Here is a 13,577-nt window from a genome sequence, read left to right on the forward strand (position 1 = left end):
ACACCGCCCCCGCCGCCGGCTCAGCGGCCACCGCTCCCCACGAGCCGGAGGCCCCGTCGTCGGGCGCCCCGATCCTCACGCCCGACGACGGCGAGTTCCTCGAGGGCACCGTGCCCGTGGCGGCCGAGCCGGTCGCGCCGGGGGACGACGTCGCGCACCTGACCGTCGACGGCAAGGACGTCCCGGGCGCCACGGAGACCCTCGGCACGTCGGTGCTCGGCTACACGGTCGGCACCAACTCGACCGAGGCGCGCTACAAGAACTACGTGGTCGTCAACGGCTCGGCGCCCATCTACCTGCCCGACGCCGTGAGCGAGCGCGTCGAGCTGGAGGTGCCCGACGAGTACCTCGTGACCGGTGAGAACACGGTCGAGGTGGTCGCGGGCACCATCGAGACCAGCTGTGGCGTGAACCACGACGACTTCGTGCTCTCCGACTTCACGCTGGAGCCCCTCGGCGAGCTCGCCGACGGCGAGGAGAACGAGTACACCTACTCGTTCGGCGACGGCAGCTGCGGCAGCAACACGAGCCTGCTGCTGCGCGCCGAGCTGACGTTCTTCGTCCAGGGGGACCCGCGGGGCACCACCGGCCTGAGCGCCGACCTCGACACCACCACGCTGGCCAACGGCGCCCACACGATCGAGGCCCGCACCGCCTCGGGCGACTCGACGAAGCACCAGGTCCGCGTGAACAACGCGCCCGCCGGCGCGCCCCGCCTCTCGCCGGTCGACGGCACGCTGAGCCGCGGCACGGTCACCGTCACGGGCGCCCGTCCGGCCGACGGCGAGGGAGCCACGGCCAGGCTCACGGTCGACGGCGATGCGGTGGAGACCACCGAGACGCTCGGCGCGGGCGACGCGGCCTTCTCGTTCAACGTCGGCTCGAACGCCGTCGACGGCGGAGCCGCCAACCTGCTGGTCGTCAACGGCATCGAGACGCCGATGGGCGGCTCGTACGCGAGCCAGCGCGCCAGCATCGCGATCCCCAACGAGTGGCTGCGCCCCGGCGACAACACGGTCAAGGTGGTCACCGGCACCTTCGCGGGTGACTGCAACCGCGACGACTTCACGATCTCGAACCTGGCGCTGACCCCCGCCGCGGGCACCGCGGCCGGCGTCGGGCTCAAGCCCTCCTACGCGATGGGTGACGGCACCTGCGGCTCCAGCGGCACCGCGCTCCGCGAGGTCACGCTGACCTTCACGGTCGACGCCCCCGCGCGCGGCCTGCGCGCCGACGTCGACACGGCGACCCTGCCGGACGGCGAGCACGAGCTCGCGGCGACCTCGACCACGGGCGAGACCGCCACCCGCGCGCTGTTCACGGACAACTCCGGGCCCGCGCTGGTCTCCGCGACCCCCGCGGACGGCGACCGGCTCACCTCGGCCGTGGCGCTCGCGGTCGCGCTGGACGACGCCTCCGGTGTGGTCGAGGGCCCGGACGTCACGCTCGACGGAGACAAGATCGCCCTGGGCGACCCGGTCGGCCCGGGCCTGTCCGCGGGCGAGCACACGCTCGAGGTGTCGGCGGCGGACGGCCTCGGCAACGAGGTCACCCACGAGATCGCGTTCGTCAGCGCCGGCATCCCGGATGCCCCGGCCGACGTCGCCCCGGCGTCGGGCACGAAGGGTGTGGGCCGCACGGCGACACTGGAGGCGAAGCTCGCCGAGCCCGACGGCGGAAAGGTCACCGCGCACTTCTCCGCGGCGGAGATCCTGACCCCGAACAGGGCCTGGCAGGGCCGCGCGGCGCAGGTACCGACCACGCTGTCCACGCGCGGCGAGAAGAGGCTGAGCACCAAGGGGCTCGAGCCGGGCGACGGGAAGTCCGTGGACTCCCTGGCGTCGGGCGACGTGACCTACCAGCGGTTCGACGTGCCGGTCCGCGGCAAGGTTGAGGCGCCCGTGCTGCGCTGGGAGGGCACGGCCGACCCGGCGCGCCTGGTCAGCCTGCGGGCCTGGAACCCGGACACCGACACCTGGGACGTCGTCGCCTCCGCGCGCGGCGCGGTCGAGGGCGGCACCGTCCTGGAGGGCACCGTGTCCCGCGACTACGTGGACCGCGGCACGGTGCACGCCATGGTCACGGGCGAGGACCCCTTCGCTGACGACATGGACGCCGGCGACAAGGACCGGTTCGAGGACCCCGACGACTACGACTTCTCGATGGTGCACTACACGGACACCCAGTACCTCACCGAGGGCGCCGTGGAGCAGGAGACCCCCGAGGAGCGGGCCGTCTGGGCACAGGGCTACAACGGCGTCATGGACTGGATCGTCGACAACGCCGACGAGCGCAAGATCGCCTACGTGGCACACACCGGCGACATCACCGAGACCAACATCCGCGCGTTCCCGGACGAGCTGGAGGACCAGGTCGTCGGCGAGTTCGAGTTCGCGTCCCAGGCGCAGGCCCGGATCGACGCCGCAGGCATCCCGAACGGCGTCGTGGCCGGTAACCACGACAACCAGTCCGGCACCGACGCGACGCTCTACAACGAGTACTTCGGCCCGGACCGGTACGAGGCGCTGTCCGAGGACTGGGAGGACGCGTCCTACGGCGGCGTCATGGAGCCCGGCTCGAACGAGAACCACTACGACCTGTTCTCGGCCGGCGGCCTTGACTTCGTGGTGGTGGGCCTGTCCTACGGCGTGACGCGGGACGAGGCCGAGTGGGCGGCGTCGGTCTTCGACCGGTACTCCGACCGCAACGGCATCCTGCTGACGCACGACTACCTGGAGCCGTCCGCGTCGCCCGACGGGCGCGGGGCCAACTTCGGCGGGTCCGACGGGCCGCTGCTGTACAACCTGCTCGTCAAGGACAACCCGAACGTGTTCATGGTGCTCGCCGGGCACCGGCACGGCGTGGGCACCAACGTACGCCCGCCCGTGGTCGGCGACATCGGCGGCGGCGTGGTCGAGCTGCTCGCGGACTACCAGTTCTACACGGTGTCCGCCGGCCGGCTCGGGCTCACCGAGATCGGTGGGTACGACCCGGCCGACCAGCTCCAGTTCGGCGCCTCGTTCTTCCGCATGCTGCAGTTCGACGTCGACCGCGGCGAGGTCTCCATCGACACCTACTCGCCGCTGCTGGGCGAGTTCGGCGCCACGGAGTACGACACCGAGCACCGCTACAACGGGCTCGAGGACAACATGGTGCTGCCGGTCGACCTGACCTCCCGCACGACGTCGTTCAGCACCGACTCGGTGGTGCTCTACGACCCGGTGGACGAGATCGGCCGGGACACCGTGGCCTCCGGCGAGGTCGCCTCGGTCCGCTGGCCGGGCCTCAAGCCGGACCGCACCTACGCCTGGTTCGTCACGGCCCGCACACCGGGTGGCGGCACGGCGACGGCGTCGCCGGCGTACTTCACCACGGCGCGGCGTTGAGGCTCGGCCCTCTTCGCGGACGCACCGTGGCCTTGGCGGGGCTGCTCGCAGTGCTGAGCAGCCCCGTCGTCGGGCAGGCCGCCCAGGCGCACGACGCCACGAGCGACGTCTACGCCGAGGTGACCACGGCGCCGTCGTCCTCCGGTCCGGAGGGCGCCGGGCCGGACGTCGCGGCCGTGCTGGACCTCGAGTACGACCTGCTCATGAAGTCCGCGTGGCTCCGGGCGGAGGCGTACGAGGCGACCGGCCGGGATGCCCAGCTCGCCCAGCTCGACGAGCACGAGGCCGAGGTGGACGGGTACGTCACCGACCGCTTCGCGGTCACGTACGACGGCGAGCCGTGCGAGCCGGCGCTCTCCGGCGTCGACCTCGTGGAGCGCGGCGAGCGGGCGTATGCGTCCCTGACCTACACGTTCGCGTGCGACGGCGAGCCCGAGGGAGTGCACGAGGTCTCCAGCGCGCTCTTCCCGGACGCGGAGTCGTTCGTGCACTCGACCGAGACGATCATCCGGTACTCGCTCGACGAGGAGGACGGCTCGGCGGTGCTCACCACGGCGTCGCCCACCCTGACGACGGGGGAGCACCGGCTGCTCCGACAGGTCGGGGAGTTCTTCGTGCTGGGCGGCGAGCACCTGCTGTTCGGCATCGACCACGTGCTGTTCCTGCTGGCACTGCTGATCGGGTCGCGGCGGCTGCGCGACGTCGTCCTGACGGCCACGGCGTTCACCGTGGCGCACTCGGTGACGTTCCTGCTCGCGGCCCTCGGCGTGGTGTCGGTGCCGGCGATCGTGGTCGAGCCGGTGATCGCGGCGTCGATCGCCGTGGTGGCGGTGGTGGACCTGGCGCTGATCCGGCGGGGTGGGGTGGCACTCGATGGGGCGGCCCTGGGCGGTGGCCCGGCGTCGGGCCCGGTGCGGGACGCCCTGCGCTGGAGCGGCCCGGCCAGGAGCCGCGACGAGCCTGGCGCCTGGGACCGGTGGCGGCTGCCCGTGGTGTTCGTCTTCGGGCTGGTGCACGGCGTCGGGTTCGCGGGGGCGCTCGGCATCGACGCGGCCTGGTCGTGGACCCTGCTGTGGTCGCTGCTGTCGTTCAACGTGGGCATCGAGGCGGTGCAGCTCGGCATCATCGCGGTGGTGTTCCCGCTGCTGGTGCTGCTCCGGGTGCGCGCCCCGCGCACGGCCCGCTGGACGCTGGGCGCCGGCTGCGCGGTGATCGCGGCGGTGGCGCTGTGGTGGGTGGTGGAGCGGCTGGCGTTCTGAGTGCCCGACCGTAGGCCCGGTCGCGGGATCTGCCGAACGTAGGGTTGCTCGGCGCATGAGCGCTCATGCGGCGACCAACCCTACGTTCGACGGATCTGAGCCAAGCCGGCCTACTCGTACGCCGCCCAGAATCTCTCCAGCTCCGCGTCGAGCGCCGGCGCCACCTGCATGGGCAGCGAGTGCGTGGTGTCCGGCCAGATCTTGACCTGCGCGTCCGGGATGAGCCGGGCCTTCTCGGCCGCCGCCTCGCCGCCCGCCAGCGAGGAGTCGCTCGCGATCGCCACGTACACCGGCATCGGCAGCGCCTCCAGCTGCGCATCGGTCAGCAGGCTGGGGTTGGGCAGCCCCGACGAGCTGTAGCTCTCGGAGCCCACCGAGATCATCCGGGCCAGCGGGTCGTCGGGGTCCACCTCGTCGTCCGACACGCCGCCGATCCGGTTGAGCGCCGACTCCCGCCACGACTGCGGGAAGAACGGCAGCGACACCGGGACGGTCGTCAGGACGACGGAGAGCGGCATCATGCCCAGCGTCATGACCGGTTCGAGCAGGGTCAGGCCGGCCAGCCGTTCCGGGTGCCGGACGGCGACGGCCGCCGCCAGGCCGCCGCCCTGCGAGTGCCCCACGAGGTGGACCCGGTCGAGGTCGAGGCCGGCCAGCGCCTCGTCCACCCAGCGTGCCGCGTCGGCGACGTCGCGCATCGCGACGGTCTGCTCCGAAAGGCCGGTGTCGCCGAGTGTGTCGAAGGCGTACACCGTGCGGTGCTTGACCAGGTCGGGCAGGTTGTCGGCCCACATCGGGGTAGCGGCCGAACGGCCCGGCAGGAGGACGACGGGCGTCGCGTCGGGGTTGTCCGCGTGCACCCAGGCGTAGGCCCGGACCGTCCCGAAGCTCGTGGCGACGTCGTGCGTCGCGGTGGGCTCGGGCAGGCGGCCGAGCGCGTCGGCGTACGCGTCCGCGTAGGCCTGGCGGGCCTCGGGGGTGCGGAAGTGGCCGACGCCGGGGCCGCCCGCCGCGACGAGCAGCACGAGACCGCTCGTGGACACGGCCGCGACGACGGCCAGCAGGACGGTCGGCCAGCGGCGGCGCTTGGGGCCGGTGGTGTGGTCGCGCATCGGTTCCTCCAGGAGCGGGCGCTCAGCGGCGGTCGGTTTTGCAATGCACTCGCATCGTAACAGATAGCGATGCGAGTGCATTGTTATCCTGGGTCCATGCCGAGAGTCGTGGACCACGAGGAACGCCGGTGGGAGATCGTCTTCGCCCTCTGGCTGGTCATCGCCGAGCAGGGGATCGAGGGTGTCAGCCTGCGGCACGTCGCCGCCGAGGCCGGCGTCTCGATGGGCCGCATCCAGCACTACTTCGGCACCAAGGACGCCCTCGTCCTGGCTGGCTGCACCGCCCTCGTCGACCGCGCGTACGGGGGCTACCAGGAGACGGCCGACGCCGCCCCGCGCGAGCGGCTGCTGCACGTCATGACCCAGCAGATCCCGCGGGACGACGCCGGGCGTATCGGCGTCAGCGTCTGGTACGCCTACGTGGCGAAGTCGATCAACGACGCCGCCGTCCGCCAGGTCCTGGCCGAGGCGCGGCGCGGCGCGGAGGACGAGTGCGCGCGCCTGATCGCCGCCGACCGCGACACGAGCGCGGAGGAGGCACTCACGCAGGCCCGGCGGCTGCTGGCGCTCGCGGACGGGCTGACCCTGCGGGTGCTCGTCCGGGACCTGGAGCCGGCCGAGGCCGTGGCGATGCTGGAGGCGGAGGTGGGCATGGGCTGACCGGACGCCGTGCGGCCCGGCCGATGTGCGGCTCTCAGTCCGGCCGGTCCGGGCTGCCGAACACGTTCCGGAAGGCCTCCTCGGCGTGTCGGGCGACCTCGACGTCCCGTGCCAGCCGTGCACCCCTGTCGACAGGTCCGTCCCAGGTGCGCGTGTCCCGCGCCGGGCCGTCGAGCAGCCCGCGCCGGATCCACCCGAGCACGAGCTCAGGCCCGCCGACGCCGCTGCGCGCCGCCATGGTGCCGAGCCGGTCGGCGTCCGTGGTGGAGAGATCGACGACGACCCGCTGTCCGTCGAGCTCGACGCGCGAGCAGGGGGCGCGGTCGGTCATGGGCGCTTCCGATCAGAGGTCGTCGGGCAGGACACGGAATGCTTTGTCATCGGTGAGCGGACGAATGGCGCGGAAGTCCCGACGATCGAGCGTCAGGACCGCGTTCGTGTAGTTGTCCCGTGCGACGACGGTGATGACGGCGTCAGTGAGGTCGAGGTCGTCATATCGAGCCTGCACGGCCCGCGCTGCACGTAGGGCGTCAACGGCCAGCGGGGTGACGATGAACCGCCCTGACTCAGCCTGGCGGATGATCTCGTCCATCAGGTTGGCGGCGACACCACGGCCGAATCGCCGGGTGACAAGGTGGTCGAGCTCGGCGAGGACGACGGGTGGGACGAGGACGGTGCTCGCGTGATCGACGACGCTACGAGCGCCTTCGTGCTCCGGGGAGTCCGTGTCGATCGCCGCGATGAGGCCTGACGTGTCGGCGACCACGATCATTCCGCGTCCGGCTCCAGGTTCATCGAGTCGAGGATCTCGTCCGTTCGTGCCGCGAAGGTCGGGTCGCCGCTAGAGACCAGGGGCAGGTTGACGGGCTCGTCCCACACGCGGTTCCGGAGGAGGGCGTGGCGCACCCCCTCCCGAATGATCTCTGCCTCGCTGACGCCGCGTCGGGCAGCGGCGATCTTGAGGTCCCGAAGGTCGTTCTCGTCGAGGTAGACCGTGGTCCGTTTGAGCGCCATGTCCGTATGGTATCTCTGCCATACGTCTATGACCGGTTCTGTGACAGGGGCGATGGCGAGCATGTGCGGCTCCTGGAAGTGGTTGGCGAGGCGGCTGCGCCCAGCCTGCCCGGTGCGCCCGCGGGGCCGCGCGTCGGGCCGGGAATCAGTGCGGATACGCAACGCCTGTCCGCGACCTCGTACGCTTTTCCCGTGAGTCAGCCCGCTTCCGCCCAGCCCGATACCGCGCGCCAGGACACCGAGACCCCGCTCGACCTCTCGGGGTTCCGGACCAAGCCGGTGTCGTTCGTGCGCCGGTCCGGCCGGCTCACGGACAAGCAGAAGCGGCTCTGGGCAGAACGTCGCACGGCCTACGTGGTCGACGTGCCGCGAGCCATCGCCCGCACCTCCGTGCACCCGGAGTACGTGCTCGACGCCGCGGCGATCTTCGGGCGTACGGCCCCGCTGGTCGTGGAGATCGGCTCCGGCCTGGGGGACGCCGTCGTCGGCGCGGCCTCGACCGATCCCGGGCGGGACTACCTCGCGGTCGAGGTCTACCAGCCCGGGCTGGTGCACACGATCGCCCGCGCCGAGCGTGCCGGCACCGCCCTGGGCCGGGACGGGCTGCCCAACCTGCGGCTCGTGCAGGCCAACGCGGCCGAGCTGCTCGACACCACGGTCCCGGCCGGCTCCGTGGACGAGCTGTGGGTCTTCTTCCCGGACCCGTGGCACAAGGCCCGGCACCACAAGCGCCGCCTGGTCACCGCCGAGTTCGCGGCGCTCGCGGTGCGCGTGCTGCGGCCGGGCGGGACCCTCCGCCTCGCGACGGACTGGGCCGAGTACGCCGAGCAGATGATCGAGGTCCTGGAGGCCGACGAGAACCTCGTCAACGCGCACGGCCCGGGTGCCCGCGCCCCGCGGTTCGAGCGGCGGGTGCTGACGGGGTTCGAGCGCAAAGCGCACGACGCCGGGCGCGAGATCGCGGACCTGGCGTACGTCCGGCGCTGATGTTGCGCTGACCTGCCGGTTCCTGTCGGCGAGCGGGTGAAAGCCGCGCCGTGTGTAACGACTTGGTCAAGTCGCTGAACGCGCCGTCTGATCTGTTTGCCCCAAAGGTGTGAGGTGCGGCACATTGGGCCGGGTGTGAGATGCGCACACCGGGCCGCGGCAGAGCGCGCGCCCCCATGAGCCAATGGAGGCGTCATGAGTGACGTACAGGCTTCAGGGTCTGCAGAAACCGATTACCAACGCGTCGAGAGATCGGAAGAGTTCCAGAGCCTCCGCAAGGCCTTCCGGAACTTCGTCTTCCCGATGACGGCGCTGTTCCTCGTCTGGTACTTGCTGTACGCGCTCATGAGCACGTACGCGCACGAGTTCATGAGCATCCGGGTGGCCGGCACCATCACGGTGGGTCTGATCTTCGGGCTGCTGCAGTTCGTGTCCACGTTCGTCATCACCACGCTCTACGCGCGGTGGGCCAACAACAAGTTCGACGCCCGGGCCCAGGCCTTGCGCGAGGAGATCGAGGAGGGCGAGCTGTGAACGGGACAGTCATGGCCGCGGCGGCGACCAACGTCGGCAACACCTGGATCAACATCGGCATCTTCGCGGCGTTCGTGGTGGTCACGCTCATCGTCGTCTTCCGCGTCTCGCGGCAGAACAAGAGCGCCGCCGACTTCTACGCCGGCGGCCGCAACTTCACCGGCACGCAGAACGGCACCGCGATCGCGGGCGACTACCTGTCCGCCGCGAGCTTCCTCGGCATCGCGGGCGCCATCGCCGTCAACGGCTACGACGGCTTCCTGTACTCGATCGGCTTCCTCGTGGCCTGGCTGGTGGCCCTGCTGCTGGTCGCCGAGCTGCTGCGCAACACCGGCAAGTTCACGATGGCCGACGTGCTGTCGTTCCGGCTCAAGCAGCGGCCCATCCGCATGGCGGCGGCGCTGTCCACGCTCGCGGTCGTGTTCTTCTACCTGCTGGCCCAGATGGCCGGCGCGGGCGGGCTCGTCGCCCTGCTCCTCGGCATCACGGACAAGGGCGGCCAGGGCCTGGTCATCGCCGTCGTGGGCGCCCTCATGATCCTGTACGTGCTGGTGGGCGGCATGAAGGGCACCACGTGGGTGCAGATCATCAAGGCGACGCTGCTCATCCTGGGCGCCGGCGCGATGACGATCTGGGTGCTCGCGCGGTTCGGCTTCAACCTGTCCGCCGTCATGCAGGAGGCCGTGAACATGGCCGGCGAGAACGGCGAGGCGATCCTCGAACCGGGCCTGCAGTACGGGGCCTCGGCGATCTCGCAGCTCGACTTCCTGTCGCTCGCCCTGGCCCTGGTGCTCGGCACCGCGGGTCTGCCGCACGTGCTGATGCGCTTCTACACGGTGCCGTCGGCCAAGGAGGCCCGAAAGTCCGTCGTCGTGGCCATCTGGCTGATCGGCATCTTCTACCTGTTCACCCTGGTGCTCGGGTACGGCGCGGGCGCCCTGGTGGGTCCCGAGGCGATCCTGGCGGCGCCGGGCGGACAGAACTCGGCGGCACCACTGCTCGCGTTCGAGCTCGGCGGCGAGATCCTGCTCGGCATCATCGCGGCGGTCGCCTTCGCGACCATCCTCGCGGTGGTGGCCGGCCTGACGATCACGGCGGCCGCGAGCTTCTCGCACGACATCTACGCCTCGATCATCAAGAAGGGGCAGGTGTCGCCCGACGGCGAGGTCCGTGTGGCCCGCTGGACCGTGGTCGTCATCGGCATCATCGCGATCATCGGCGGCATCTTCGCCAACGGGCAGAACATCGCGTTCCTCGTGGCGCTGGCGTTCTGCGTCGCGGCGGCGGCGAACCTGCCGACCATCATCTACTCGCTGTTCTGGAAGCGGTTCAACACCTCGGGCGCGCTCTGGAGCATCTACGGCGGCCTGATCTCGACCGTCGTGCTGATCATCTTCTCCCCGGTCGTCTCGGGGAAGCCGGCCGACCCGGTCACCGGGCTCAGCAAGTCGATGATCAGCAACCCGGACATCGACTTCCACTGGTTCCCGCTCGACAACCCGGGCATCGTGACCATCCCGCTCGCGTTCCTGCTCGGCATCGTCGGCACGTACCTGAGCAAGGAGCAGTCGCACCCGGAGAAGTACGCCGAGATGGAGGTCCGCTCCCTGACGGGCGCGGGCGCCGAGAAGGCGGTCTCGCACTGACGCGGCATCCCTGAGCGGCGGTCCGCCCGCTGCCCGACGACGGCCGTGGTCACCTCTCGACGAGAGGTGACCACGGCCGTCGTCGGGCGTCAGATCCCGTCCGCCCAGGTGATCCTCCGGCTGCGCGAGCTGGACGTGGCGCTGGCCGAGGTGCGGCAGATCCTCGGCACACCCGACGCCCGTGCGCGAGACGTACCTCGTCACCCCGGCCGACACGCCGGAGCGTTCCGCGTGGCGCACCGAGGTGGCCTGGCCGGTCTTCCGTCTCGCCCCGTGACCGCCGGCCCGCTCAGCGAGCGGGCTCCAGGCGGATCACCACCGACTTCGACGCCGGGGTGTTGCTCTGGTCCGCGGTGTGGTCCAGGGGCACCAGCACGTTCGTCTCCGGGAAGTACGCCGCCGCGCAGCCCCGCGCCGTCGGGAACGAGACGGCGCGGAAGCCCTCCGCGCGGCGCTCGCCGACCTCGCCGTCCGGCCCCGGCCACTCGCTGATCAGGTTCACGGTGTCGCCGTCGGCGATCCCACCGGCGGCCAGGTCGTCCGGGTGGACGAACACGACGCGCCGCCCGTTCTTCACACCGCGGTAGCGGTCGTCGAGGCCGTAGACCGTGGTGTTGAACTGGTCGTGGGAGCGGACGGTCTGCAGCAGCAGCCGGCCCTCCGGCACCTGGACGATCTCGAGCTCGTTGACGGTGAAGTTGGCCTTGCCGGTCGACGTCGGGAACAGGCGGGCGTCACGCGGCGGGTGCGGCAGCACGAACCCGCCCGGCTCGGCGACCCGGCGCTCGAAGTCCTCGAAGCCCGGGACCACGCGCGAGATCGAGTCGCGGATCCGCGAGTAGTCGGCGGCGAACTCCTCCCACGGCGTCGGGTCGTCCGGGCCCAGCGCCCGGCGGGCCAGGTCGCACAGGATGGCGGTCTCGCTGCGCAGGCTGTCCGAGACCGGGGCCAGCCGGCCGCGCGACGTGTGCACCACGCTCATCGAGTCCTCGACGGTGACGACCTGCTCGCGCCCGCCCGTCATGTCCCGCTCGGTGCGGCCGAAGCAGGGCAGCACCAGCGACCGCTTGCCGGGCAGCACGTGCGAGCGGTTCAGCTTGGTCGAGACGTGCACCGTGAGCGGCACCTCGCGCAGCGCGGCCTCCGTGACCGCGCTGTCCGGGGTGGCCGCGGCGAAGTTGCCGCCCACCGCCATGAAGACCTTGAGGTGCCCGTCGCGCAGCGCCCGGACCGTGTCGACGACGTCGTACCCGTGGGCGCGCGGCGGCTCGAAGCCGAACTCCGTGGCCAGCGCGTCCAGGAAGAGCTCGGTGGGCCGTTCCCAGATGCCCATGGTGCGGTCGCCCTGCACGTTGCTGTGGCCGCGGACGGGGCAGGCGCCCGCACCAGGGCGGCCCACGTTGCCACGCAGCAGCAGGAAGCTCACCACCTCGCGGATGGTCGCCACGGCCTGCTTGTGCTGGGTCAGGCCCATCGCCCAGCAGACGATGATGCGGTCGGCGGCCTTCACGTCGTCGACGAACGCCTCGATCTCCGCCCAGTCCAGGCCGGTCGCCCGCTCGACGTCGGCCTGGTCGACGGCGCGCCAGGCGGCCGCCGCCTCCGGGAACCCGGAGGTGTGCTGCGCGATGAACTCGTGGTCCAGCACGGGGGCGTGCCCGGCGGTGCGCGCGTCGTCGTCGGCCTCGACCAGCAGGCGGTTCACCGCCTGGAACAGGGCCAGGTCGCCCGCGAGGCGGACCTGGAGGAACCGGTCGGCGAGCTTGGTGCCCTGCCCCACGACGCCGCGCACCCGCTGCGGGTTCTTGAAGGTCTGCAGCCCGGCCTCGGGCAGGGGGTTGATCGCCACGATCCGCGCCCCGCGGTCCTTGGCCTCCTCCAGCGCCGTGAGCATGCGCGGGTGGTTGGTCCCGGGGTTCTGCCCGACGACGACGATCAGGTCCGCGTGGTCGGTGATGTCCTCCAGCGACACGCTGCCCTTGCCGATGCCCAGCGTCTCGACCAGGGCGGTGCCGGACGACTCGTGGCACATGTTCGAGCAGTCGGGGAGGTTGTTCGTGCCGAGCTTGCGCGCGAGGAGCTGGTAGAGGAACGCGGCCTCGTTGCTGGTGCGGCCCGACGTGTAGAACGCCGCCTCGTCCGGGGAGCCCAGCCCGCGCAGCTCGCCGGCGACCAGGTCCAGGGCCTCGTCCCAGGAGACCGGCCGGTAGTGGTCGGCGCCCTCGTCGCGCAGCATCGGCTCGGTGATCCGCCCTGACTTGCCCAGCCGGTGGTCGGTCCAGGTGGCCAGCTCCGAGATCGCGTGCTCGGCGAAGAACGCCGCGTCCGCGCGCTTGCGGGTGGCCTCCTCGGCCACCGCCTTGGCGCCGTTCTCGCAGAACTCGGCGAGGTGTGGCTTGCCCGGCTCGGGCCAGGCGCAGCCCGGGCAGTCGAACCCGCGCTGCTGGTTGATCAGGGGCAGCGTGCGCAGGCCGCGCGCCACGCCGGCCTCCTCGAACACGTGCGCCAGGCCGTGGACCACCCCTGGTACGCCCGCGGCGGCCGTCTTGGGCGGTCCGACGCGCAGGGTCTGCTCGGGGGCGTCGGTACGGGCTTCGTCGCTCACGTCGGTCACCCTCCTGACCCTACGCCGGAGTCAACCGCCTGTGGAGGCTGTGGACATATCGGTCAGGGGTCACAGTTCGCTCCTGAGGTTCTGTTCAGACCACGAACCACTGCCCGCAGGAACCAGCGTGAAACGTTGCAACATCGTGGCTTGAACAGAACCTCGGGGGCGTCCGTGCGTACCGGTGGACATATCGGTCGCGGAGGTGGGCGGAAGCGGTGCGAGACTGGCGGTATGGGAGTCGTCACCGACCGACGGCGCGTGGTCCGCGTCCGCGAGGGCGCCCGCGCGGCGCGCCCGGACACGCTCGCCGTTGAGGAACCGCTCATGGTCCGGCTCGTCGGACCCGGCGCGCTGGTCGGCCGGGCGCGGCC

General features: G+C 71.5%; 11 protein-coding genes. 6 read left to right on the forward strand and 5 right to left on the reverse strand.

Annotation, left to right across the window (positions count from 1 at the left end):
• On the forward strand, positions 1 to 3,386 hold a 3,386-nt coding region (locus PROKR_RS32625), incomplete at its 5' end, for a metallophosphoesterase (RefSeq protein WP_211240094.1).
• A 50-nt stretch (positions 3,387 to 3,436) separates the two neighbouring features.
• Positions 3,437 to 4,645, forward strand: a complete 1,209-nt coding sequence (locus PROKR_RS10400) for a HupE/UreJ family protein (protein ID WP_245605784.1) — start codon at positions 3,437 to 3,439, stop codon at positions 4,643 to 4,645.
• 110 nt (positions 4,646 to 4,755) lie between these two features.
• Here PROKR_RS10400 and PROKR_RS10405 read toward each other — a convergent pair whose 3' ends face one another.
• Positions 4,756 to 5,757 carry an alpha/beta fold hydrolase gene (locus PROKR_RS10405; RefSeq protein ID WP_036962863.1) on the reverse strand — a complete coding sequence of 334 codons (1,002 nt, stop codon included), beginning with the start codon at positions 5,755 to 5,757 and terminating at the stop codon, positions 4,756 to 4,758.
• 96 nt (positions 5,758 to 5,853) lie between these two features.
• Here PROKR_RS10405 and PROKR_RS10410 point away from each other — a divergent pair, with 96 nt between their 5' ends.
• Complete coding sequence (locus PROKR_RS10410; RefSeq protein ID WP_036962864.1) at positions 5,854 to 6,417, forward strand: TetR/AcrR family transcriptional regulator; 564 nt, start codon at positions 5,854 to 5,856, stop codon at positions 6,415 to 6,417.
• 34 nt (positions 6,418 to 6,451) lie between these two features.
• Here PROKR_RS10410 and PROKR_RS10415 read toward each other — a convergent pair whose 3' ends face one another.
• Genes PROKR_RS10415 through PROKR_RS10425 form a run of 3 tightly spaced genes read right to left on the reverse strand, consistent with a single transcriptional unit; the run spans position 6,452 to position 7,431 of the window.
• Positions 6,452 to 6,748 carry a hypothetical protein gene (locus PROKR_RS10415; protein ID WP_036962865.1) on the reverse strand — a complete coding sequence of 99 codons (297 nt, stop codon included), beginning with the start codon at positions 6,746 to 6,748 and terminating at the stop codon, positions 6,452 to 6,454.
• A gap of 12 nt (positions 6,749 to 6,760) precedes the next feature.
• Positions 6,761 to 7,183 carry a type II toxin-antitoxin system VapC family toxin gene (locus tag PROKR_RS10420; protein ID WP_211240096.1) on the reverse strand — a complete coding sequence of 141 codons (423 nt, stop codon included), beginning with the start codon at positions 7,181 to 7,183 and terminating at the stop codon, positions 6,761 to 6,763.
• A gap of 2 nt (positions 7,184 to 7,185) precedes the next feature.
• Positions 7,186 to 7,431: a ribbon-helix-helix domain-containing protein gene (locus tag PROKR_RS10425; RefSeq protein ID WP_036962906.1), complete on the reverse strand. Its 246-nt coding sequence runs from the start codon at positions 7,429 to 7,431 to the stop codon at positions 7,186 to 7,188.
• A 192-nt stretch (positions 7,432 to 7,623) separates the two neighbouring features.
• On the opposite strand from PROKR_RS10425, the gene trmB reads away from it, so the two are divergent.
• The 3 genes from trmB (at position 7,624) to PROKR_RS10440 (ending at position 10,598) form a co-directional block, all read left to right on the forward strand.
• Positions 7,624 to 8,418 (forward strand): tRNA (guanosine(46)-N7)-methyltransferase TrmB, encoded by a 795-nt coding sequence (trmB, locus tag PROKR_RS10430; RefSeq protein ID WP_036962867.1) that lies wholly within the window; start codon positions 7,624 to 7,626, stop codon positions 8,416 to 8,418.
• A gap of 195 nt (positions 8,419 to 8,613) precedes the next feature.
• Entirely contained in the window at positions 8,614 to 8,952 is a 339-nt protein-coding gene (locus PROKR_RS10435) for a DUF485 domain-containing protein (RefSeq protein WP_036962868.1), read from the forward strand.
• Positions 8,953 to 8,963: 11 nt separating this feature from the next.
• Positions 8,964 to 10,598: a solute symporter family protein gene (locus tag PROKR_RS10440; protein WP_020013253.1), complete on the forward strand. Its 1,635-nt coding sequence runs from the start codon at positions 8,964 to 8,966 to the stop codon at positions 10,596 to 10,598.
• Between the two features lie 289 nt (positions 10,599 to 10,887).
• Here the strand turns inward: PROKR_RS10440 and PROKR_RS10445 are convergent, their stop codons facing one another.
• Complete coding sequence (locus tag PROKR_RS10445; protein WP_036962870.1) at positions 10,888 to 13,212, reverse strand: FdhF/YdeP family oxidoreductase; 2,325 nt, start codon at positions 13,210 to 13,212, stop codon at positions 10,888 to 10,890.
• Positions 13,213 to 13,577: the final 365 nt, after the last annotated feature.

Origin of the sequence: Promicromonospora kroppenstedtii DSM 19349 (assembly GCF_000515355.1) — a bacterium.
GTDB lineage: Bacteria > Actinomycetota > Actinomycetes > Actinomycetales > Cellulomonadaceae > Promicromonospora > Promicromonospora kroppenstedtii.

Coding starts and splice junctions, on each gene's coding strand:
- PROKR_RS10405 (WP_036962863.1), bottom strand. CDS start 5,757: ATGCGCGACCACACCACCGGCCCCAAGCGCCGCCGCTGGCCGACCGTC.
- PROKR_RS10410 (WP_036962864.1), top strand. CDS start 5,854: ATGCCGAGAGTCGTGGACCACGAGGAACGCCGGTGGGAGATCGTCTTC.
- PROKR_RS10415 (WP_036962865.1), bottom strand. CDS start 6,748: ATGACCGACCGCGCCCCCTGCTCGCGCGTCGAGCTCGACGGACAGCGG.
- PROKR_RS10425 (WP_036962906.1), bottom strand. CDS start 7,431: ATGGCGCTCAAACGGACCACGGTCTACCTCGACGAGAACGACCTTCGG.
- PROKR_RS10435 (WP_036962868.1), top strand. CDS start 8,614: ATGAGTGACGTACAGGCTTCAGGGTCTGCAGAAACCGATTACCAACGC.
- PROKR_RS10440 (WP_020013253.1), top strand. CDS start 8,964: ATGGCCGCGGCGGCGACCAACGTCGGCAACACCTGGATCAACATCGGC.